The sequence below is a fragment of the Wolbachia endosymbiont (group A) of Philonthus cognatus genome, from assembly GCF_947251755.1.
GTDB lineage: Bacteria > Pseudomonadota > Alphaproteobacteria > Rickettsiales > Anaplasmataceae > Wolbachia > Wolbachia pipientis.
Genome location: NZ_OX366388.1, coordinates 310,815 through 332,983 on the forward strand (window position 1 = coordinate 310,815; position 22,169 = coordinate 332,983).

General features: G+C 36.2%; 19 protein-coding genes and 1 pseudogene. 8 read left to right on the forward strand and 12 right to left on the reverse strand.

The annotated features are described in order from the left end of the window. Window position 1 precedes the first annotated feature (1 nt). Genes OPR21_RS01590 through OPR21_RS01600 form a run of 3 tightly spaced genes read right to left on the reverse strand, consistent with a single transcriptional unit; the run spans window position 2 to window position 5,270 of the window. Window positions 2-2,566 carry a TrbL/VirB6 family protein gene (locus OPR21_RS01590; protein ID WP_077188209.1) on the reverse strand — a complete coding sequence of 855 codons (2,565 nt, stop codon included), beginning with the start codon at window positions 2,564-2,566 and terminating at the stop codon, window positions 2-4. Continuing rightward, a complete protein-coding gene (locus OPR21_RS01595) occupies window positions 2,559-4,964 on the reverse strand; it encodes a VirB4 family type IV secretion/conjugal transfer ATPase (protein WP_010962886.1) in 2,406 nt (801 codons plus the stop codon). The genes OPR21_RS01590 and OPR21_RS01595 overlap by 8 nt, the downstream gene beginning before the upstream one ends. 9 nt (window positions 4,965-4,973) lie before the next feature. Then, window positions 4,974-5,270, reverse strand: a complete 297-nt coding sequence (locus tag OPR21_RS01600; RefSeq protein ID WP_006279216.1) for a type IV secretion system protein VirB3 — start codon at window positions 5,268-5,270, stop codon at window positions 4,974-4,976. Window positions 5,271-5,378: 108 nt separating this feature from the next. On the opposite strand from OPR21_RS01600, the gene OPR21_RS01605 reads away from it, so the two are divergent. Then, window positions 5,379-6,905 (forward strand): lysine--tRNA ligase, encoded by a 1,527-nt coding sequence (locus OPR21_RS01605; protein WP_265030069.1) that lies wholly within the window; start codon window positions 5,379-5,381, stop codon window positions 6,903-6,905. Between the two features lie 646 nt (window positions 6,906-7,551). Here the strand turns inward: OPR21_RS01605 and OPR21_RS01610 are convergent. From OPR21_RS01610 to alaS, 3 genes are all read right to left on the reverse strand, one after another. Continuing rightward, window positions 7,552-8,508, reverse strand: coding sequence for an IS5 family transposase (locus OPR21_RS01610; RefSeq protein ID WP_265029893.1), 957 nt, complete (start codon window positions 8,506-8,508; stop codon window positions 7,552-7,554). After that, window positions 8,493-8,726, reverse strand: coding sequence for a hypothetical protein (locus tag OPR21_RS01615; protein ID WP_265030070.1), 234 nt, complete (start codon window positions 8,724-8,726; stop codon window positions 8,493-8,495). The genes OPR21_RS01610 and OPR21_RS01615 overlap by 16 nt, the downstream gene beginning before the upstream one ends. Before the next feature lie 168 nt (window positions 8,727-8,894). Beyond that, the gene (gene alaS, locus OPR21_RS01620; RefSeq protein ID WP_265030071.1) at window positions 8,895-11,528 is read right to left on the reverse strand and encodes an alanine--tRNA ligase; all 2,634 of its coding nucleotides are present in this window, start codon (window positions 11,526-11,528) and stop codon (window positions 8,895-8,897) included. A 165-nt stretch (window positions 11,529-11,693) separates the two neighbouring features. On the opposite strand from alaS, the gene OPR21_RS01625 reads away from it, so the two are divergent. The 4 genes from OPR21_RS01625 (at window position 11,694) to fmt (ending at window position 13,740) form a co-directional block, all read left to right on the forward strand. Continuing rightward, on the forward strand, window positions 11,694-12,137 hold the full coding sequence (locus OPR21_RS01625; RefSeq protein WP_010962890.1) for a PAS domain-containing protein: 444 nt from the start codon (window positions 11,694-11,696) through the stop codon (window positions 12,135-12,137). 98 nt (window positions 12,138-12,235) lie between these two features. Continuing rightward, window positions 12,236-12,442: a 50S ribosomal protein L35 gene (rpmI, locus tag OPR21_RS01630; protein ID WP_007548610.1), complete on the forward strand. Its 207-nt coding sequence runs from the start codon at window positions 12,236-12,238 to the stop codon at window positions 12,440-12,442. A gap of 20 nt (window positions 12,443-12,462) precedes the next feature. Next, entirely contained in the window at window positions 12,463-12,828 is a 366-nt protein-coding gene (gene rplT / locus OPR21_RS01635; RefSeq protein WP_006279340.1) for a 50S ribosomal protein L20, read from the forward strand. Window positions 12,829-12,840: 12 nt separating this feature from the next. Continuing rightward, window positions 12,841-13,740, forward strand: a complete 900-nt coding sequence (gene fmt / locus OPR21_RS01640; RefSeq protein WP_077188399.1) for a methionyl-tRNA formyltransferase — start codon at window positions 12,841-12,843, stop codon at window positions 13,738-13,740. 87 nt (window positions 13,741-13,827) lie between these two features. Here the strand turns inward: fmt and OPR21_RS08715 are convergent. Continuing rightward, window positions 13,828-13,978, reverse strand: a pseudogene (locus OPR21_RS08715) (WPE palindromic element domain-containing protein); the annotation flags it as partial. A 120-nt stretch (window positions 13,979-14,098) separates the two neighbouring features. On the opposite strand from OPR21_RS08715, the gene purH reads away from it, so the two are divergent. After that, a complete protein-coding gene (purH, locus tag OPR21_RS01650; protein ID WP_077188401.1) occupies window positions 14,099-15,610 on the forward strand; it encodes a bifunctional phosphoribosylaminoimidazolecarboxamide formyltransferase/IMP cyclohydrolase in 1,512 nt (503 codons plus the stop codon). 981 nt (window positions 15,611-16,591) lie between these two features. Here purH and OPR21_RS01655 read toward each other — a convergent pair. Further along, on the reverse strand, window positions 16,592-16,726 hold the full coding sequence (locus OPR21_RS01655; protein ID WP_265030072.1) for a hypothetical protein: 135 nt from the start codon (window positions 16,724-16,726) through the stop codon (window positions 16,592-16,594). 72 nt (window positions 16,727-16,798) lie between these two features. Between OPR21_RS01655 and OPR21_RS01660 the strand changes: the two genes are divergently transcribed. Continuing rightward, window positions 16,799-17,755 (forward strand): IS5 family transposase, encoded by a 957-nt coding sequence (locus OPR21_RS01660; RefSeq protein ID WP_265029812.1) that lies wholly within the window; start codon window positions 16,799-16,801, stop codon window positions 17,753-17,755. Between the two features lie 55 nt (window positions 17,756-17,810). Here the strand turns inward: OPR21_RS01660 and OPR21_RS01665 are convergent, their stop codons facing one another. Both OPR21_RS01665 and tnpC read right to left on the reverse strand, forming a co-directional pair. After that, a complete protein-coding gene (locus OPR21_RS01665) occupies window positions 17,811-18,050 on the reverse strand; it encodes a hypothetical protein (RefSeq protein WP_265030073.1) in 240 nt (79 codons plus the stop codon). A gap of 13 nt (window positions 18,051-18,063) precedes the next feature. Next, window positions 18,064-19,407 (reverse strand): IS66 family transposase, encoded by a 1,344-nt coding sequence (gene tnpC, locus OPR21_RS01670; RefSeq protein WP_265022247.1) that lies wholly within the window; start codon window positions 19,405-19,407, stop codon window positions 18,064-18,066. Between the two features lie 296 nt (window positions 19,408-19,703). On the opposite strand from tnpC, the gene tsaD reads away from it, so the two are divergent. Further along, window positions 19,704-20,711, forward strand: coding sequence for a tRNA (adenosine(37)-N6)-threonylcarbamoyltransferase complex transferase subunit TsaD (gene tsaD, locus OPR21_RS01675; protein WP_077188403.1), 1,008 nt, complete (start codon window positions 19,704-19,706; stop codon window positions 20,709-20,711). Between the two features lie 352 nt (window positions 20,712-21,063). On the opposite strand, the gene OPR21_RS01680 is transcribed toward tsaD, so the two are convergent. After that, on the reverse strand, window positions 21,064-21,579 hold the full coding sequence (locus tag OPR21_RS01680; protein WP_236514749.1) for a transposase: 516 nt from the start codon (window positions 21,577-21,579) through the stop codon (window positions 21,064-21,066). After that, complete coding sequence (locus tag OPR21_RS01685) at window positions 21,569-21,832, reverse strand: hypothetical protein (RefSeq protein WP_265030074.1); 264 nt, start codon at window positions 21,830-21,832, stop codon at window positions 21,569-21,571. Before OPR21_RS01685 ends, OPR21_RS01680 begins: the two co-directional genes overlap by 11 nt. Between the last annotated feature and the right edge of the window lie 337 nt (window positions 21,833-22,169).

The following is a 22,169-nucleotide window of genomic DNA, read 5'->3' on the forward strand; positions in this document are numbered from 1 at the left end:
CTCATTCAGTGCTTTTGTTAACACTCTCGGAGCTACTAGAACCAGAACCTCGAGATTTACTCTTGTCTCCACCACTCAACTTCTTAGCAGCAGCACCAGCAACTCCAGCAACACCCCCAGCAGCAGCTTTGGCAGCAGATAAAGCTTTGCCCACCATTTGTCCAGGTGTCTGACCTGAGCCAAGTGCTGCTCTATGGTTACCAGCAAGTTCAGCAGCCATGCCAGGAAGAATGTTTAAAAAGTGGTAAAAGAGGAATAATACTAAACACAATTTTAATAATTCTCCGATGAGAGAGCTGCCAAACTCCATGTATGTAAAGTCGAATAGACCAAGTATGCTGCTCTTTTTAAAGCTATAATTTTGCATCATACATGCAAGAGTAGTTTCATTTTTATCACATTCCCCATTTTTCAATTTAAACCACTGTTTTTTCTTACTATATGAGATTTCTGCTTGTTTCTTTTCATATGACTTGTCCGGTTGTTCATTTTTATATGACTCGTCCAGTTCAAAATTTAAATTTTTAAAATAGATTTTATCACATGCTATGAACATAAAGGACAAAAACGCAAAAAGGATAACCGGGTATAAGCTATAGGTAATCAACTCTTTCACCCAGCCTTCAAAATATCCTTTGGTGTGTTGGAATAAAACCATAGGAATGAACAAAGGTGATAAAATGATGATTACACTTAAAGCAACTAGAGATAAAATAAATACATAGCACAGCCACAAAATAACCATCATCATCAGAACGGCCATAAATATACAGACAAGAGCTACTAAAATTTGTCCACCAGCAAAAATAATACCGATTACCGAACCTGCAACTAATAAGACAGGAGCAGCACCAAGCAAGACTGCTAACGTTGCAACACCTCCAGTACCAATTTTGCCACCAATTCCATCTAAAGGGGCACCTAAATAAAATAAAATTCTACAATCAAGCCTATCCCAAGGTGCAAGATAACTGTAAGATACCCTCTTTCCTGCACGAGTATATTCATAATCTGTACCTGCTTTATAATTACATATGCCTTTACTTTCAGATGATGCTTTTAGCACTATCTCTGACAAACCATTTGAGAGACGAGTTAATTCTCCATAATAATGAGACATGGTACTGCCTGTTGTGAAGTAAATCACTAAAGCGAATTTTATGATCAACATATACATTTCTTGAGGCCTCTGAACTCCACCAGACATGGCTTTTATAGAGAACAGTATTAAAGCTAAAACTAAAACAGCAGTTACAGTGTTTTTCAGCCTTTTCTGTGCTACAGATATAAAACTCTCACCATTTGGTGCACCTTTACCTGCAACTAAATTATCTAACGATTCCTTAATGCATTGCACTATCATAGAAGTTACGGGAATAGGAGCTAATGATTTACTCCCTGCCTGGTTATAACAAGCTTCAGAAACATACGAGCTAAAACAGCCAGCATTATCATAACCTACAAAAATTTTCCCCCCTTGTCCGTTGAGTCTTTTTTCTTTAGATCTGATAATAGTTTTATAGTCATCATTATTACCAATAGGAACTTTTTCCTCTCCTGTACCATCTTTATTTTTGAATATCATCACAGATTTTTCACACATAGGAGCAAGTGGGTCAGGTGGCAATTCCGTGCACCCCATATCAACCCCTTGCGGCCAAGGAGTCATTTCGATACCAAGCATTTTCACACTTGCTAACTCCACACATAATCTGCCCATTTTTCTTACTGCTTTAAATGTAGCTCCATGTATGGGTTCGCTCTGTCCTGCTTTGAGAACTTTACATTTCAGCTCACCATCAACCTTCGGGGACCATGACCCATCTACATATCCAGTATCTTTCTCCCTGACATCAAAATCTATGTATCCAGTTTCTTTTCTGAAATCAAAGTCTTTCTTGTTAAAAAGATTACCAAAAGTTAAAGGGTTTCGATGACATACTTCTATATATTCACTGTATTGCACACCGTTTTTTGGCCAGTAATAACTCTCTGTACTCTCCTGAACGTTAGAATTTAAGGCTTCTTTTTCTGCTCTTTTCCCGTCATAATCTTTTTTGTTCACGTCTTCCCGAGCTTTATTTTGCAAACAAGAAAAATATTCCTCTTCTGTTTGGTAATTTTCATTGGTGCAGCCACTATAACCTGTGTCTTCTAATTTAAAATTTTTGTATTTTCCATCATGATCACGTGCAACTGGGTGTTTAACAAAACTATGTTCACAAACAACAAGCCCTCCTATCGCTTTCCAGACTCCAACAATTGCAGCTATCATTCCAACAATAACAAGAGCGGTAAACAAACCAGCAGAAGAAACGATCAAAACAATGCCAGTAAATATTGCGCCAACAGCAATCGCTATTCCAGCAAGTGCTGCAGCTGTTTTAAACGCTCCACAATCAGGATTAGAGGCACGACTAAAACTGCCAGTGGAATTAAATCTGCTAACAAATTCTGTCTTGTCAGTACCACTTACTCCATCTGCAAGCACTGGATATGAGAGTAAAAAGTCTATATTTAGTAAAAATATCGCAATTAATAGCAATGACAGCTTAGTCTTAAACATTTTTTACCTTCTGATAAAATATAGGCAACCATACTTTTGGGTTGTCCCCAACTTCATTTAATATATCGTGTAACAATAGAACACTTTCTGCACGTCCGGATAATACGTTGATTATATCATCCAGGCCTTTTAAGTCTATTCTAGCTACTACAGCATTGACTCCTTGTTTCACCAAAAAGAATCTAGTACTCGGATCTGTGTGCTTAATTAATATATATTCACGTTCAGTTAACATAAAAACATCCCGATAGACACTAGTAGCTTTCAGATTTGGTAAAAAAATCTGTGTCGCTGTTTGTTGTACAAGCGTATCGCTAATAGTACTTTTACTTGCATCCTCAACACTCTGAGTAGCAAAAATCACAAAAGCATTTAGTTTTCTCAGTACCTTCAACCAGTCTTTTATCTTGGGTGCAAAAACTGGATTATCTATTAACGCCCATGCCTCATCAAGAACGATAATAGATGGAGTGCCATCAAGAGATATACTAATCCTATGAAATAAATAAATCAAGACCGGTCCAAGAGCAACAGGATCTTTGAGCAAGCTAGCCATCTCAAAACCAAATACTCTTGCTCGTGAAAAATCTAGCAAATCTTCTTTATTGTCAAATATTGCAGCATGAGAACCATTATCATGCCACATAGATATTGCCCCAGCTAGAGTATCAGGACCTGCAAGCCCTAAAAACGGTACGAGGTTTCTCAAGAATCTGTCTTCTTTTCTTAATTTAAAATTTCCTTCAATTGCATCATTAATTCGTGCAATATCTTCTGAAGTAAATTTATCATTATATACCGAAATTAAAGACTTTATCCACTCCATTAAAAATGTTCTATTATCAGAGGTATCATCAAGTTGTAAAGGATTAAAATTTGTTTTAGTTCTTGGTTCTATTACAGTATAGATACCACTAAGTGCTCTTAAGAAAATCTCTGCACCGCGATCTTTATCAAAAAAGAATATCCTTGGAGAAAACTTCATCGCTTGGGCACACAGGAAATTCATTAAAACAGTTTTACCAGCACCAGTTGGGCCAATTATCATAGTGTGTCCAACATCCCTTATATGAAAGTTGAAAAAAAATGGAGTACCAGATGTCGTGTCAAAAACTGTAACGGCATCTCCCCAGTGGTTATTGAATTTATTACCAGTAGGATAATTATGTTGAGATGCAAATCCAGCCAAATTAAGACTACTTATTGTAGCTTTTCTCACTATATAATCGAAATTACCAGGAATTTGCGCCCAAAATGCTGGTTCAAGGTTAACTCTCTCACGTATAGGGTAAACACCGCAATTAGAAAGCTCTGATTCTACCAACGACAGAGCGTTATCCAATGATTTAGGACTTTTTTCTATACATAAAATAGTCAGGTGATGTTGACCAAACGCAATCTTACCACTCATTGCGTCATCAAGCGCTTGAGAAATTTCTGCTATTTGAGAAATAGCTTTATCTGCAGACTGTATCATTCGATTTTGCTGTATCTGCATTTTTCCAATCGCCATTTGCCTGTTTATAAATTGAAAAGATTGCGTAATTATAAACTCGTAAGGAAGTTGTAAAAACGAATCAAGCATTCCTGCAGAAGTATGATTTCCATATTCTTTGATACTAATTATTCCAGCATATTTACTCTCATTATGAGTCACAACCTGTATCATCTTACGGCCAAAGAATAACCTATGTACTGGTAAGTATCTTGATATTTCAGTTCTTAGCGGAAAAAGCGTATTTGTAACGAAGCCACAATTTACGATTCTAGATAGAAACTCCATTATTTCGCAGAACAAACCATCTGGAGTTTCTTTTACTCCAAGAATTTTAGGCGAATAATTTCTAAGGCTTGTCACTACACGATTTGTCGTTTCCTCTAAATCTTCATACGTGGCACGTATATCACTTTCCCAAGCATGTTTTGAAGTTACATGTCCGAATTTTTTTAGTAGATGTGACAAAAATTCTACTCCTTTTGTGTCCGCTCTACGGATAATCGTAATGTATAGGTCATTAATAAATGATTGCCTTGTTGCGTGTTTTTCTCTCCATTTTAGATTTACGTGATTAGCGAAAAAATTCGGCAAACCTTGACTTGCAAATTCATCAGAAAAAATATTTTTCTTACGTCTGATAGTATGAAAATACAAACTAAATGCCGGAGATGAAATGCTTCTTAGCATCTGATTCCTGATGTTGTTCTGTATGACTAAATCCTCGTCATCGGCAGTTTCAAATGCAAAACCACTTAATTTTATAACCTTAACCAACCAATTTTCTTTTGTCATCAAGGTTGTGCTATTCCAATAGCAAGAATAAGGAATAAATTCAGCAGCGTGAACTTCCCTGTTCAGAGTAGATTTATTCTTTGATTGAATAGCCCTAAACCTCAGCATCACACAACGTTAAGCAATATCATAAGAATTGGCTCCATGGTAAAAACGATTTAAACATTTCGAGCACTTTCCCAATTTTACCATAAATAATTCAATAAACAACGGTTCTTTTGCAGAAGCTATATAACCAAGTCCATGCATACCTGGTAACATTAAGAGAATCACTCTTAAATCATTTGAATTAATGAAAATTAGCATGCAAATCAGGACGTTTAATATTGCAAACATATAACTCACACCAAAGAGCATTGCAGGTCTTGTAAGACCTTTAAATAATTGATCTGTTTGTATACTACCTGTGGACATATCTTTAACCTTCTAATAATAGCTCTAACACTAATACTATATCATTATATTAAAAATCCATTGAAACTAGTAGCACTTTAAGTTAAGATACATTATTTAATCCCGATAATGACAAGTTGGCCATTTCAAGAAGCAGAAAAAATATTGCAAGAGTTTCCTAATAAAAAAGAAATAATATTTGAAACTGGTTATGGACCCTCTGGTTTACCCCACATAGGAACCTTTGGAGAGGTTTTCCGCACTACAGTTATTGTAAATGCATTAAAAAAAATAGCTCCTGGTATAAAAACCAAAATCATTGCAGTTTCAGATGATATGGATGGTTTGCGAAAAATACCAGATAATGTGCCAAATCAAGAGATGCTAAGAGAGCACTTAAATAAACCATTGACTATGATACCTGATCCATTTGGCACTCATCAGAGTTATGGTCATCATATGAATTCATTGTTGTGTAAATTTCTTGATATGTTTGAATTTGAATACGAGTTCAGGAGTGCAACAGAGTGTTATAAATCTGGCGTTTACGATGAAAAACTTTTACTCTTACTGAAAAATTATGATAAAGTGATGGACGTAATGCTTCCATCATTTCGGGAAGAAAGACAGCAGACTTATAGTCCATTCTTGCCAATATGCCCAAAAACTTCTCAAGTTTTACAAGTTCCAGTAATTGAAACAAATACAGAGAAAGGAACAATCACATATGAAGACCCAAACGGGGAAAAAATAGAAGTTCCAGTGACAAAAGGAAAATGTAAACTGCAATGGAAACCTGATTGGGGAATGAGGTGGGCCGCATTTGGAGTAAATTACGAAGCTCACGGAAAAGATTTAACTCCATCTGCTGTGCTTTCAAGTCAAATATGTGAAATACTTGGAGAAAAGCCACCACTTCTGTTTTGCTACGAGCTTTTCCTTGATAAAGAAGGAAAGAAAATATCAAAATCAAAAGGAAATGGCATTTCAATTGAAGAGTGGCTAACTTACGCACCAACAGAGAGCTTAGCATTGTACATTTTTCAGAGTCCTAAAAAAGCTAAACGTTTATATTTTGATGTGATACCAAAATCAACTGATGAATATTTAGAATTTGTAAAGCGTTATCATGAGAACAAAGAAAAGGATATAAATAATCCTGCTTGGCACATTCACCAGGGCAATGTTCCCAGTATAGAAACTTCAGGCATAAATTTCTCACTACTTTTAAACCTAGCAGCAGCTTGTAATGCTGAAAACAAAGAGATCCTATGGGGTTTTATATCCTCTTATGTACCAAACGTTACACCAGAAAATAATAAAATGCTTGATAGACTTTCAGACTTTGCAGTAAAGTATTATCACGATTTTATCAAGCCAACAAAATCATATAAAACTCCAAATGAAAAAGAGAAAGAAGCGTTACTAGATTTGAAGGACACTTTACATTCTCTATCTATAACTGCTACTGCTGAAGAAATTCAATCTCAGGTATTTTCTATTGGAAAAAAATATGATTACACTAACTTACGTGACTGGTTTCAGCTATTATATGAAACGTTACTTGGCCAAAAAACCGGTCCAAGAATGGGATCTTTCATAAAGCTTTATGGAATGGATAATACGATTTCTCTCATAGAAAGCGCTATTAAATAGACTTCTTGCATAACCATATAACAAACTTTTATTGGAAATAGAAACGAAAAAACTTACTTGACACCCTTCGCCAGCTCCCTTATCATGAAACTGAAGCTATTTATTTATCTTCTCTGTACAGATTAAATGACAAAAAAACTCACGTATCTGGCGTCCCATGTTTAATTTTTTGCACTATGTGCACCTTATGTCTTTATAAAATTTCTAGGTTTTTACCTAATATAAGCTGAAATGCGCTTATAAAGCATTTAAAACATCAAAAAACGCCGATTTAAAAAATGGATAGTGAATAACTAGCTACCCTAGGGTTTCTTTTGCCTTTTTTTCTGTTTAGTAAATTTCTTAATGTTTATAATTTAGATTAGTTGCGGCTTAAAAGCAACTAAATCGCGGTTATTAAGCGTTTAGAATAAAAAAACGCCATACTTGAAAGTATAATGTAAGTAATTAGCCAACCACGGGGCTTCTTTTGCCTTTTTTTTCGTTTGGTAAATTCCTTAATATTTATAGCTAAGAGAGCCCAAGAGAGGTGTCATTCCAGCGCGTGACGCTGGAATCCAAAAAAAAGGATGATGTCATCCCAGTGCGTGACACTGGGATGGCTTTGTTGCATCGCTCTTCGGATAGTAGGTAACGTACAATAAATTCATGAAGCTATCTCAAACTTAGCCATGCCTATTTCAGTAAATTTGTTAAGCAAATAACACTTGAGTAGCAGTTCCTTCTCACGATTAATTTCAGATTTGCTCCTAAAACTAAACCCAAATGTCTTTTTTAATCGCGAGAAAAAACCTTCTATATAAGATCTTTTTCCATAACTCATCTCTTTTTTCCACTTCTTTATACCATCTTCATCATATGACTTTATGAGCTTGACTGCAGAATTTCTCTCAGCCATATAGTCTAACTTTGGATGCTCTGCTGCGTTGTTTTTCGGAGGAATTTTCGTTTTTATACCATATTGATTACACAGCTTATAGAGCTTTTCTCTGTCATATGCCCTATCTGCATATAGTACTTTTATGACATACTGAAAATCGACTTCTTTTAGCAAATCACAAGCTCCATAGTGATCAGAGTAGACACCGTTACTGTATTTTACAGCTATGGCTTTTTTGCTGTTTGTATTCAACATTACATGCAATTTTCTTGTCTGTTCATAGCTGCGATACTTTCTATCTTCGCTATTTTCTTTGCTATGACCAGGAGTGTTGTTGTATATACTAATTCCTGTACTGTCTATAGCAATTTCGATATCTTCCATATTATTTTTATCAATTCTGCAATCATTGATCTTAATATTGAGTTTCTTAAACCTTCTTGATGATTGTGAATAGCTGATAACTTGCAAATTTTTCCCAATTTGCTCAAGGTATCCTGCTATAAACCCAACTGTTTGCCTCAGGCCTATTCTAAATAAACAAGTTATTATGTGCACCAAAATTACAACTTTATCGCTATAAATATTGTTGCCACCTGGTATTTTTGGACCATTCTCGTACCACTTTTCTATGGCTTCGTTGATATAATGAAAAATATTTCCTCTTTTTTCTAGAAATTTGTTATATTCGCTATGGTTACTGACCCTCATTTTTTGTGGCATATTTTTTCTTCAACAGTTAAATCGCTATTTATAATGAATTTTGTCAGTAACTGCCAGTTCTTTTCACTTGAGCGATGCAACAAAGCCATCCCAGTGTCTGGGCACTGGGATGACACCATCATAAAGGAATCAGTGTCAGCTACTTTCATGACACCATTCTTTTTCCTGGATCCAAGTAGTCGAGCTACTTGGATGACAGCTAGCCTGACAACCGTCATCCCGCTAACAGGTAGCGGGATCTATGCTAAGAGATACCGCGAATGAATCGCGGTATGACGGTTCGCGGCGGCATAGTAATTCGTCATCCCGCTGCTTGTTAGCGGGATCTCTTGTTAGCGGCTAAGAGATACCGCGAATGAATCGCGGTATGACGGTGTAGACGATGGTTAAGTATCCCGCTGCTTGTTAGCGCCGCGGCGGTATGACGGTTCGTGGTGGTATGACGTAGAGTGCTTAGAAGCTGTTATTTTGCTATAAATGGCTGTAATGGCATCATCTATTTTATTGCTATCACAGCCTGTTTGTGCAAGTTCAGCATTCCCACCACAGTTCTTTTTAACTGCTATGGATATTAGTTCTTTTGCGCTAATCTTATTGATTAAGTCTTTACTTACTTTAATAATCAAGACTGTTTTATCTTTTTCTGTTGCCGTAAAAGCTATTACCGTTTTTGGTTTTTGTTGCTGCAAAACAAACTCTCTTATTACATTTGCTGGAATATCAGTGAAAGTGTGGCTTATAAAATTTATTCCATTTATTTCGGTGCTTTTTATATTCTCTGCACTCACAAGCTTTTTATATAGGTTTTTTATTTTGGTTTCGGATTTTTTGTGTTCTTGACTTAAAATACTTAATCTGCTTGTTATTTCACTCACTGGCGCTTTTACGAATTCTGCAACTTTTTTTAAGTTAATTTCATTATCACGTACATAATTGATTGCTTCCTGACCAGTTAAAGCTTCAATTCTCCTCACTCCAAAAGCAACAGAACTCTCTGTTACTATCTTAAACAAACCAATTTCTCCAGTATGTTCAACGTGTGTGCCACCACACAGTTCCCTTGAATCTCCAATCTTCACTACTCTTACTTGATCGCTATATTTTTCGCCGAATAACGCCATAGCTCCTTCGTCTATTGCCTGATTCATGCTCTGAATTTTTGTAGACGTAGAAAGGTTTTCTCTGATTAGAGAGTTTACCATATCTTCTACTAAGAATAGCTGATCCTGAGTAACTTGAGTGTTATGACTAAAGTCAAATCGTAACTTATCCGGTGCAACTAGGGAACCTTTTTGAGTGACATGATCACCTAGAATTTTTCTGAGTGTAAAGTGCAGAAGATGTGTAGCTGAATGATTTCTTCTTAAGGTTTGCCTTCTTTCCTTGTCAATGCTTGCTGCAACTGTGTTACCTTTACAAATTGAACCGAACTTAACTATGCATCTGTGCAAATATAGGTCATTAACCTTATTGGTATTCTCGACTATAATAATACTTCTATCAGATTTGATCAGATTGCCAGTATCTCCCACTTGTCCACCTGACTCGCCATAAAAAGGTGTTTTATCAAGTATAATGGTTATCTTTTCTCCCTCCTTTGCAGAATCAATTACTTCATTTTTAGAGGAAACTATAGCTAGTATTTTCGCATCACTTACTTCATTGAACTCATAACCAACAAATTTTGTTTTGCCAAATTTATTGATCAAATCAAACCATACTTGCTCAACAGATTTTTCACCAGATCCAGCCCATTTAGCACGTGCTCTCTCTTTTTGTTCTCCCATTGCATCATCAAAACCCTTTTGGTCAAAATTTATTTTTTTCTCTTTTAAAATATCAAGTGTAATATCCAAAGGAAATCCGTAGGTGTCATATAGCTTAAATGCTGATTCTCCAGGCAAAGTATCGCCCGGTTTTAAATCTGTAGTGAATTTCTCCAGGAGATTGATACCTTTCATCAAAGTGTCTTTAAAGTTTTCTTCCTCTGATTTTAACGTCGTTTCTATTAAGCTTTTAGCTCTGACTAATTCAGCTCCCATATAAGCCGAACTCGTGCTATCTATCAACACTGGAAAAATACGATGGAGTAGGGAATCATTATATCCAAGCAGGTGAATATAACGTGTGGCTCTCCTAATTAATCTGCGTAATACGTAATTCCTGCCCTCATTTCCAGGAAGCACTCCTTCTGCGATGAGAAATGCAGCCGCGCGAAGATGATCTGCTATGATCTTATGCGCTATTTTATTTTCCGTTCTTCCACAGTACTCTTGTGATTTACTTATCAGAGCAGAAAATAGATCAATATCATAGTTATCATGGACGTTTTGCATAACAGCCGCTATTCTTTCAAGGCCCATTCCAGTATCGATGCATTTTTTTGGCAATTTGTGTAAATTACCTTCTTCATCTTTGTTAAACTCCATGAATACCAGATTCCAGATTTCAACAATTCTATCGCCCTCTTGTAAATTAGGACTCCCATGGTCATAAAAAATTTCAGAACATGGACCGCACGGACCAGTGCTTCCCATACTCCAAAAGTTATCATCCGTTGTAATTCTTATGATTTTATCACTTGAAAAGCCACTTATCTTACGCCAAATCTCGTACGCCTCATCATCAGTATGGTAGACGGTTATGGATAGTCTGTTTTTATCAAGAGATAACTCTTTAGTGATAAATTCCCACGCAAATTCTATCGCAGTTTCCTTAAAGTAATCACCGAAGCTAAAATTTCCGAGCATTTCAAAAAATGTGTGATGCCGAGTTGTATAGCCAACATTTTCCAGATCATTGTGTTTACCGCCTGCTCTTAGGCACTTTTGACTTGAGACAGCACGTTTCATTTCAGTTTTTTGAGCACCAGTAAAAATATTTTTAAACTGCACCATACCAGCATTTGTGAACATGAGCGTTGGGTCATGTTCTGGAATCAAAGGAGAAGAAGAAACCTGCTCGTGGTCATTATTTACAAAAAATTTTATAAATCTTTCTCTGATTTCGTTTAGCTTCATCGTTTTTATTGAGGTTATCTATAAATAATAAGTTGTAATGGAAATAAAATCAATACCACTCTCTAGATCTCAGAACTTCTAGTGACATGCACCTTGTGGTAAGAAAAAATCAATATATTCACGATAAATTTACCTCATATCTGTGTTTTATATGTGGAAATTGGAATGGAAATTTATGTAGGCAAAGAAAAAAGAATAGCAAATGTGGTGACTCAACACTGGAATGACATAAAAGGATCAGACAGAGATTGGCCAGAAAGGCATGAAATAGACACTGCAGAAATAATGGAATCATGGCAGCATTGTTTTGTCATTGAAGTCAAGGATCAAGGTTATATTTGTGAAAATGCAGGAGAAAAGGCTGTTGAATTCTATGGTTTTGAGAAAAAGACGCGCATTGATAATAAGTATGCAATTGATGCACCATTTTTGCGACTATATAAAATAGATGCAGTTATTGATAAACTTGATACTGTAATAGAGAGTAAATGCCCGATCAATGAAGAGGAAGAAAGTGAAAGTGTTAAAATGAGGCAAGTATTGTTGCCACTTGGGAATAAAGAAGGTATAACACACATATTGGGCGTAATTACTTTTAAACTCCTTTAATATACAATTTTAATTTGATTCTTTAATAAAATTATTTATACTAATGCTTAATTACTATTAAAGAACTCAATAGTAGTGCTTGTAAATTTATTTGGAATATGAAGAAAATAAAATTAAAAACCAAATCTTCTGTGAAAAAGCGCTTTCACCTTACAGCTAAGGGTAAAGTTATTTCTACTCAGTCAGGCAAAAGGCATGGCATGGTAAAGAGAAGTAAATCTAATATTCGTAATCAGCGCGGTACAACGATTCTTGGTAAATCTGACTCGCGTATAGTTAAGCTTCATATGCCTTACGGTATTTAACAAAATGGAGGTAAAATAAAATGGCTCGGGTAAAACGTGGAGTCACTACTCACGCTCGTCATAAAAAAATATTGAAACTGGCAAAGGGTTATAGAGGGCGCGCAAAAAGTTGTTATAGAATTGCATTACAAAGAGTTGAAAAAGCACTGCAATATGCTTATAGAGACAGAAGAACCCGTAAACGTGATTTCCGTAGCTTATGGATAATACGTATTAATGCAGCAGCAAGAGAGCATGGGCTTACTTATGGTAGGTTTATGCATGGTCTTACACTTGCCGGCATTGATTTAAATAGAAAAATTCTTGCTGAGATGGCAGTTAATTATAAGGATGATTTTGCCAAATTAGTAGAAACTGTAAGTGGTAAATTAGCGGAGAATTCTTAAAGCAAAAACACCATGAGAATTATTTTCATGGGATCACCAGGATTTGCTGTTAATTCTCTGAGCTTGTTACTGAAATCAAAGAGCGAAGTGGTGACAGTATACACCAAGGCTCCAAAACCTTCGGGGCGTGGACAGAAGCCAATGAAATCTCCAGTACATGTTATCGCTGAAGAAAGTAACATAGAGGTATGTACTCCTATCTCTCTAAAGTTCTCGGCAGAGCAAGAAAAATTTAGAAATTTCAAGCCAGACGTTGCAGTTGTAGCTGCGTATGGATTGATACTTCCAAGAGAAATTTTGAATATTCCTAAATATGGTTGTATTAATATTCATCCTTCATTACTACCGAGGTGGCGCGGTGCAGCTCCGATACAGCACACAATTTTAGCAGGAGATCAAGAAACCGGGGTTAGCATTATGCAACTGGATGAAGGATTAGATTCCGGCCCTATTTTAAAACAGGAAAAATTTCTTATCGAAAAGAACGATAATTACAAGACATTGCATGATAAATTATCTAAGCTAGGCAGTGATTTACTGCTGAAAGTGCTAAACGAAATTGAAAAACAGCTTCCCTTAAAACAGAACGATAACGATGCATGTTACGCTGACAAAGTGGAAGACTATAAAATTTATGCAAGTGATGCCTGTGAAGTTGCTTATAGAAAAGTTAAAGCGTTTTACCCAAAAGCATTCATCAAGATAGAGAATAAACGTATCAGGATACTTGATGCTGATTTTGAAGCTCTCGCTTCAGAACAAGGTAAGATTGTTAACGATAATATGCACATAAGTTTAAAAGGTGGCACTTTAATTCCTAAAGTTGTACAAATGGAAGGGAGAAATCCTTGTAGTATTGAAGATTTTATTCGTGGCTTGAAATCAAGCATGGTAAAAAAATTTATAGAATAGACTGCTTTGAAGGGAGGGTTAGGAGGGCTAAAGCAACTTCTACAATTTGGTATTCCGCTGCTTGTTAGCGGAATCTACAACAAGATACCGCGTTTTGGTGTACGAACATTGCAATTTGCAGGTAATTTGAGTAGTAGATGGTGTCATTCCAGTCTGGAATCCAGTTTCTATTGTACAGCCACCTGGTGTGCTCATTTAAAGTGAAGTTTTCTGGATCCCAGACTGGGTGACATCTTTCTTGGTCTCTTGTATCACAATGTTCGTACAGTTGTGGATACCGCGGCGGTATGACGTAGTAGCTATATATAGACAAATTTTCTTTTCTTAGATATAATCTTAAAAAACTTTCCATATAAAAATGAAAATAAAAAGAGCTTTAATATCAGTATACGATAAAACGAATATAATTGATCTTGCATCGTTTTTAACGCAGCAACAAATAGAAATTCTTTCAACGGGCAATACTTATAAAGCACTATCTGATGCCGGAATAAAAACGCAAGAAGTATCAGATTATACGCAATTTCCAGAGATACTGGGTGGTAGAGTAAAAACTTTACACCCTAAAATTCATGGAGGAATACTTTATGATCGAGAAAAGCACAAAAAGGAAGTGCAAGATCTAGAAATTGAGCCAATAGACCTGCTTATAACTAACCTATACCCATTTTGGGAGACAGTAAGTAGCAGCTCAAATGAAGAGCAAATTATAGAACAAATTGATATCGGCGGGGTGGCATTAATTAGAGCTGCAGCAAAAAACTTTCGTTTTACTTCAGTTATTTCTAGCATTCAAGACTACGAAGCACTAAAAGCTGAGATGATAAAAAATAACAATGAAACAACATTGGAATATAGAAAACACTTAGCAACCAAAGCATTTGCTCTCACTGCACACTACGATTCTAATATTCACAGTTGGTTTTTATCCCAGAGTAAAAATAATGAGTTACCAGAGTTTTTTGCTCTATACGGGCATAAAGTACAAGAACTCAGGTATGGTGAAAATCCCCATCAAAAAGCTGCATTTTATAGTAATCAATTTACAGAATATCCGTTGGAAAAACTACATGGAAAAGAGTTGAGTTATAATAATATAGTAGATATAGAGTCCGCACTTAACATAATTTCTGAGTTTAAAGAGCCTGCAGCAGTGATAATCAAGCATAATAACCCATGTGGCGCTGCTATTGGTAATAATGCTTTGGAGGCATATGAAAAAGCTCTATCGTGCGATGAAGTAAGCAGTTTTGGTGGTATAGTTGCCTTAAACCGGGAGATAGATTTAAAGCTAGCGGAAAAATTAAACGAGATATTTTTGGAAGTAGTGATAGCACCATCGGTAAACAATGAGGCACTAAAAATTTTACAAAGAAAGAAAAATTTAAGAGTGATTATTCATAAATCTTTTCAACAAAATGTGAAATACCAAACTAAAAATGTTATTGGTGGGTTTTTGGTGCAAGAAAATAATGACCACACAATAAAAGCAGAACAAGTAACAAAGTGCACTACAACAGAAAAAGAAAAGGAAGATCTTATTTTTGCCTGGAAAATATGTAAACATGTGAAATCCAACGCAATAGTTATAGCAAAAGATGGTTGTGCTATTGGCATCGGCGCAGGGCAAACAAGCAGAATAGATAGTGTGAACATTGCAGTGAAAAAAGCAGGTGAAAAATGTAAAGGTGCAGTGCTTGCTTCAGATGCATTTTTTCCATTCCCAGATAGCATAGTAGAAAGTGCAAAACATGGAATTACAGCTATAATTCAGCCCGGCGGCTCGCTGAAAGATCAAGATGTGATAAAAGCTGCAAATGAAAATAAAATTGCTATGTTTTTCACTGGCGTTCGCAGTTTTTTCCATTAGGCTTTGTGTCTTATCGTCATACCGCCGCGGTATCTCTAGATCCCGCTAACACGTAGCGGAATGACGAGGTATAAACCATCGTCATGCTGCCGCGAACCGTCATACCGCGATTCATTCGCGGTATCTCTAGATCCCGCTAGCGGGATGACAAATATACCGCCGCGGCGCTAACAAGAGATCCCGCTAACACGTAGCGGGATGACGGTTGTCAGCCAAGTAGCCCCCTATGATGTCATCCCAGTGCTTGACACTGGGATGGCTTTGTTGCATCGCTACTTATGAAAGGCTAACTATAATTAGGATTATAAGCAACTTATTGAAAATCTTGTTTTTTTTGCAATCAATCTGATCAAATTTAAGAATAGTAACTTGTTATTTATATTAATAAATTTAATTCTATTGAAAATAGCTAAAGCATTGAAATTCTTGAATTTTAGCCGGATTAGTGAGTGGTAGTGAAATTTCTTTTACTCAAATTTAGGTATTCACTGACCGTTCTTGTTATAAATACCAGAATAATAAGCTACTGATATTCTCCACCTTTTTTATCTTTAATCCATCATAGCTAGCGATGCAACAAAGCCCACTGGGATCCAGCCTTTTCATCCAAGACAGCAGCGCCTCCTTCTCCTGTCATCCCAGCGCCCAGAGGTGTCATCCCAGTGCTTGACACTGGGATGGCTTTGTTGCATCGCTAGCTATGATGGATTAAAGATAAAAAAGGTGGAGAATATCAGTAGCTTATTATTCTGGTATTTATAACAAGAACGGTCAGTGAATACCTAAATTTGAGTAAAAGAAATTTCACTACCACTCACTAATCCGGCTAAAATTCAAGAATTTCAATGCTTTAGCTATTTTCAATAGAATTAAATTTATTAATATAAATAACAAGTTACTATTCTTAAATTTGATCAGATTGATTGCAAAAAAAACAAGATTTTCAATAAGTTGCTTATAATCCTAATTATAGTTAGCCTTTCATAAGTAGCGATGCAACAAAGCCCACTGGGATCCAGCCTTTTCATCCAAGACGGCAGCGCCTCCTTCTTCTGTCATCCCAGTGCCCCCTGTAATGTCATCCCAGTGCTTGACACTGGGATGGCTTTGTTGCATAGCAACTGAAAAATCTGGTGGCTACTGACAAAATTCATTATAAAATAGCCATTTAACCTTGAAAGAAAAAATATGCCACAAAAAATGAGGGTCAGTAACCATAGCGAATATAACAAATTTCTAGAAAAAAGAGGAAATATTTTTCATTATATCAACGAAGCCATAGAAAAGTGGTACGAGAATGGTCCAAAAATACCAGGTGGCAACAATATTTATAGCGATAAAGTTGTAATTTTGGTGCACATAATAACTTGTTTATTTAGAATAGGCCTGAGGCAAACAGTTGGGTTTATAGCAGGATACCTTGAGCAAATTGGGAAAAATTTGCAAGTTATCAGCTATTCACAATCATCAAGAAGGTTTAAGAAACTCAATATTAAGATCAATGATTGCAGAATTGATAAAAATAATATGGAAGATATCGAAATTGCTATAGACAGTACAGGAATTAGTATATACAACAACACTCCTGGTCATAGCAAAGAAAATAGCGAAGATAGAAAGTATCGCAGCTATGAACAGACAAGAAAATTGCATGTAATGTTGAATACAAACAGCAAAAAAGCCATAGCTGTAAAATACAGTAACGGTGTCTACTCTGATCACTATGGAGCTTGTGATTTGCTAAAAGAAGTCGATTTTCAGTATGTCATAAAAGTACTATATGCAGATAGGGCATATGACAGAGAAAAGCTCTATAAGCTGTGTAATCAATATGGTATAAAAACGAAAATTCCTCCGAAAAACAACGCAGCAGAGCATCCAAAATTGGATTATATGCTTGATAGAAATGCCGCTATTCAGTTAATGAAATTACATGGTGAGAATGGTATAAAAAGATGGAAAGAAGAAGTAAATTACGGAAAAAGATCGTATATTGAAGGATTTTTCTCAAGGTTGAAGCGAATATTTGGGTTTAGTTTTAGGAGCAAATCTGAAATTAATCGTGAGAAGGAACTGCTACTCAAGTGTTATTTGCTTAACAAATTTACTGAAATAGGCATGGCTAAGTTTGAGATAGCTTCATGAATTTATTGTACGTTACCTACTATCCGAAGAGCGATGCAACAAAGCCAGTGGGGTGTCATCCCAGTGCCCAGACACTGGGATCCAGGAATTTTATTAAGTTGGTAAGCATAAAAATAGCCATTTTATGTAAAAATACAACATTTTGATGATTATGAAAAAGCTGGATCCCAGTGTCAAGCACTGGGATAACATCATAGAGGCACTGGAATGACACCTTCCTAGTGGAAATTGCTCTCAAATCATAATGTTCGTACAGTTGTGGATTCATTCGCGGCATCTCATCGTAACCGTTCACGGAATATTCCCAATTAGGCAGGAATAGCGACTAAATTCTGTAGTTTCTGGACAGGATTCTGATCATTCAAACGTGCAGTCAAAAATATCGAAAGCATTCTTTCAATGAACTTTTCTCCACGTTCTGACCAAGTGAAAAAACTATTTTTACGATAAATGACGTACCGTCTAGCCTGACGTTCTGCAAGGTTATTGGTTGTCTCGATCAGATCAGGATTGCGCACGAATCTCCACATCATATCTTCAGAACGTAGTATATTGGCAGCCATTCTCGAGGCCTGAGTTCCTTTTGCAACCCTTGTTATCTCTCGCAAAAAATGTTTCACCCTTTTTCGAATCTTCCTCATTAACCGGAAAAATCTTAAATTGTCTATCAGGTTTTGTTTACGTGCTCTATCTACCACAAATACCCTGTTGCTCAGCGATTTTAATGCTGCGCCAATTCTGCTCACTTCAACATTTTTACTGTAAAAAAACCTTTCAAAGTCCCTTGCTAAATGGGCCCAGCATATCTGTCTGTTTTCACGATTAAAGTAATTATACGCAGCATACCTATCGCTTATAACTATTCCATCATACTCTGGCAATAGCCCTTTTAATATCTTCTTTCCGCGAGATCCAACTAACTTCATAAGTGTTGCTGTTTTATTCGTTACTACCCAACTCCAACCTTTCTTTCCCTGGTTCCTATGGCTTGTTTCATCTATATGTAAATACTTGCTTTTCCGTAGCTCTTCTCTTATTTTTTCGTATTCAGATATACATTTTTCTGATACTCTACCCTCGGTCTTTGATACCAAACCTAGGCTTATATTCAGATTAAATATGCTGCTCAAAATTTGCTGTACTTCCCTTTTTGAATTGATAAAAAATCCACTAAAACTGCTAATTACTGCTTTTGCATTAGCTCCTAAAAGATCCCTTGTCACACCTTCAGGCAGACTAGCTGAGATCCTTTTCTTACACGCCTTACAGTAGCCTTTTTGTAGCCTATATTCAGTCACTATCGGTTTAATTTTTGGCAATTCAACCTTTTGATGCACAGTTTCTTCTTCTAAAATAACTTGGCTTCCACACATGCAAATTGTATCAATTGAACATTTTACCACCTCATCTGCTACCATCAATTCCCGCTTGTGCGCTTCATGTCCTGGCTGCCCGCCTGGTTTTTTATCGCTCTTCTTTTTTGTCTTTTTGCGATATACATCTTGCGATGGTGGCAGCGATGAATTTTTTGAATTTAAACCCAGCTTATCCTCTAGCTCAATTATTTTTGTCCTTAACTTATCATTCTCTGCTTTCAGAGTACCAACTTCTGACTCCAATACCACAATCTTTTCTTGTAGCACCTCTATCATCAACCCCTCATCTATCTAGTTTATTGTTTTTTATACTAATTATGCAATTTTTGTAAACTACTTTCTTATACCGTGAATGGACAAAGTTGATAAGCCTAAACGCCATCATGTCTTTAGGAGAGTCTGCTAATGAAGGCTCTTAAGTTGACGCCATTGCGTGAACGGTTACATCTCATCAGCTAACAAGCAGCGGGATGACGGTTGTCGGTAAATCTTTTAGCTGTAGAAGTTAACTTTGCAGTTAACTTCTACAGCGTTTCAAGATATAGTTTTGATAATAAAGTGCTCGAATATACATGAAAACCATTTTAGCTGTTGAAACAAGCTGCGACGAAACTGCAGTAGCGATTGTAAATAGTGACAAGCAAGTCCTTGCTCACAAGATTCTTTCTCAAGTAGAACACAAAAAACGCGGTGGGGTGATTCCTGAGATAGCTTCACGTGCTCATATGGAACATTTAAGTGGCCTGATAAAAAGCGCTGTAAAAAAATCTAACCTTAACTTTTGTGACCTCAATGCAATTGCAGCAACATCAGGACCAGGACTCATAGGTGGATTAATAGTTGGTACAATGATGGCTAAAGCAATTGCACATGTGGCACAAAAACCGTTCATTGCAGTGAATCACTTAGAAGCGCATGCATTGGTTATTAGGTTACTGCATGAGGTAAAATTTCCATTTTTAGTCCTACTAATATCAGGTGGTCACTGTCAATTTTTAATTGCACAGGATGTAGGTAAATACATTAAACTTGGAGAAACGCTCGATGATTCACTAGGAGAAGCATTTGATAAAGTTGCTAAGATGCTGGGTTTAAGCTATCCCGGAGGGCCATTAATTGAAAAGTTAGCTAAAAAAGGCAATGGTGCAAGATTTAAATTGCCAAGGGCAATGATAAAACGTTCTGGATGTAACTTTTCGTTTTCTGGAATTAAAACAGCAGTAAAAAACTTAGTGCAAGAACTTAAAATGAGCGAGCAAGATGTGTGTGATGTATGTGCTTCGTTTCAAGAGTGTATTAGTAACATACTGCTGGACAGGGTTAGTAATGCGATTATTATGGCCGAATCTTTAAATATCAAAATCAATGACTTTGTGATTACCGGTGGAGTTGCAGCAAATAATTTCTTGAGAGAAAAATTAAAACAACACATAAACTTAAACATATTTTTTCCTCCCAACAACCTATGTACAGATAATGCAATAATGGTTGGATGGGCAGGAATTGAAATGTTACAGAAAAGCTATATAGATTCTCTCAATTTTGCACCAAGACCTAAGTGGGAGTTAGAGAGTTATTAAAAGCTCTCAATTCTGAATTATAGCTAAAGTGACTTAGGTTCTCTAATTGCACATAAGTCAACAATAATTTTCACACAAATCAAAACAGCATATCTTCTCCATAATCCTTGGTAATTTTACATAAGTTAAAAGTAGCATATGGTTCTCTCCGCGGTCTGAGATGACAATAAATTTGTCAAGCCGCATTATACTTGTTAGGCGGAAGTGGACGGCAACATATTTACCACGAAGTCTAACTAAGTTCTTGCTTGTCCCTTCCATCGGCATTGCTATCTTTATTTTCAATAAAATTATTGTCCTATGCTCTTTTGATGTTTATTGATAATAAAATTCTGTTTTATCAACCAACATCCTATGCATAATTACAGCTAATTTTCTTGCTACTGCTACGATTGCTTTTTTCATTCCTTTTTTCTTCGCAACCCCAGTTTTTTAATTTAAATGTCCTCTTGGTAACTGTAAGCATTGTTTGTGCAGCTTCATATAACATACTTCTACATTCCGCTGGTCCCATCTTTGATATGCTGCCATGCCGATCAACTTCTCCAGAAGAATATTGCCTTGGTGTCAACCCTATATATGCTCCAACTGTATCAGATTTCTCAAACCTATGTGGGTTATCAATTGCAGCTTTATACGTCATTGCTACTATAATCCCCACTCCTGGAACAGTAGTTAACAATTTACAATCATCGTCTTTTTCACCTTGTTCTGAAAGCATTTTGTCAAGCTTTCTTAATGACTTTTCTATTGCTTCCAAACTACAAACTAACGCTTCAATTGAACTCCTACTGATTTCATCCAAATTATTTATTGCCTCTTGTATTCTTAAAGCGAAAGTTTCAAATTTTGATCCTTTATCGACCATGTATCTTCAACAACCCTCTTATTGTTCCAATAACCTGCTGTTTGCTACACATTAGCTGTCTTCTGCTTCCAAGCGTTATTTTAATTTGACAACTGATTTTACTAACACTTCTCATCATCTGCGCTATACCCCTCGCATCGTTTTTATCATTCTTATTGATTCTTGCAGACAACGCTGCTGCCATATGCCTTGCATCTACACAAATTACTGGTAATCCAAAACTCCTTAACTCTTTGCACATTGATATTGACAACTATCCACTTTCTATTCCTATGGGTTCGTATTTTTTGCCTTGGCTAATCTGCTATTGCCTTACTTTCGCTTGCAACAACTTCTTCCTTAACAACTTTTCCTTTCTCATCAACGATACTTATAAAAGTTTCTTTTAATGAGATCGCTATAATATTTCATGACCTACTGTAAAAGTTTAAATTATTTTTGAAGAACCAATTCATTGAATTTGTTACTTCGTGCTAAAATAATGGAGTATGTCTCTCCATCATTCAATAGCAATTACAGTATGTTTAGCTATAATTTGAAAAACAAAAATTCGTCATTCCGCTACTAGTTAGCGGGATCTAGAGATACCG

Bases quoted from the DNA above. Each gene is read 5' to 3' on its own strand.
- OPR21_RS01590 (WP_077188209.1), bottom strand. From the start codon at position 2,566: ATGTTTAAGACTAAGCTGTCATTGCTATTAATTGCGATATTTTTACTA.
- OPR21_RS01595 (WP_010962886.1), bottom strand. From the start codon at position 4,964: ATGCTGAGGTTTAGGGCTATTCAATCAAAGAATAAATCTACTCTGAAC.
- OPR21_RS01600 (WP_006279216.1), bottom strand. From the start codon at position 5,270: ATGTCCACAGGTAGTATACAAACAGATCAATTATTTAAAGGTCTTACA.
- OPR21_RS01605 (WP_265030069.1), top strand. From the start codon at position 5,379: ATGACAAGTTGGCCATTTCAAGAAGCAGAAAAAATATTGCAAGAGTTT.
- OPR21_RS01610 (WP_265029893.1), bottom strand. From the start codon at position 8,508: ATGCCACAAAAAATGAGGGTCAGTAACCATAGCGAATATAACAAATTT.
- OPR21_RS01615 (WP_265030070.1), bottom strand. From the start codon at position 8,726: ATGACGGTTGTCAGGCTAGCTGTCATCCAAGTAGCTCGACTACTTGGA.
- alaS (WP_265030071.1), bottom strand. From the start codon at position 11,528: ATGAAGCTAAACGAAATCAGAGAAAGATTTATAAAATTTTTTGTAAAT.
- OPR21_RS01625 (WP_010962890.1), top strand. From the start codon at position 11,694: ATGGAAATTTATGTAGGCAAAGAAAAAAGAATAGCAAATGTGGTGACT.
- rpmI (WP_007548610.1), top strand. From the start codon at position 12,236: ATGAAGAAAATAAAATTAAAAACCAAATCTTCTGTGAAAAAGCGCTTT.
- rplT (WP_006279340.1), top strand. From the start codon at position 12,463: ATGGCTCGGGTAAAACGTGGAGTCACTACTCACGCTCGTCATAAAAAA.
- fmt (WP_077188399.1), top strand. From the start codon at position 12,841: ATGAGAATTATTTTCATGGGATCACCAGGATTTGCTGTTAATTCTCTG.
- purH (WP_077188401.1), top strand. From the start codon at position 14,099: ATGAAAATAAAAAGAGCTTTAATATCAGTATACGATAAAACGAATATA.
- OPR21_RS01655 (WP_265030072.1), bottom strand. From the start codon at position 16,726: ATGCAACAAAGCCATCCCAGTGTCAAGCACTGGGATGACATTACAGGG.
- OPR21_RS01660 (WP_265029812.1), top strand. From the start codon at position 16,799: ATGCCACAAAAAATGAGGGTCAGTAACCATAGCGAATATAACAAATTT.
- tnpC (WP_265022247.1), bottom strand. From the start codon at position 19,407: ATGATAGAGGTGCTACAAGAAAAGATTGTGGTATTGGAGTCAGAAGTT.
- tsaD (WP_077188403.1), top strand. From the start codon at position 19,704: ATGAAAACCATTTTAGCTGTTGAAACAAGCTGCGACGAAACTGCAGTA.
- OPR21_RS01680 (WP_236514749.1), bottom strand. From the start codon at position 21,579: ATGGTCGATAAAGGATCAAAATTTGAAACTTTCGCTTTAAGAATACAA.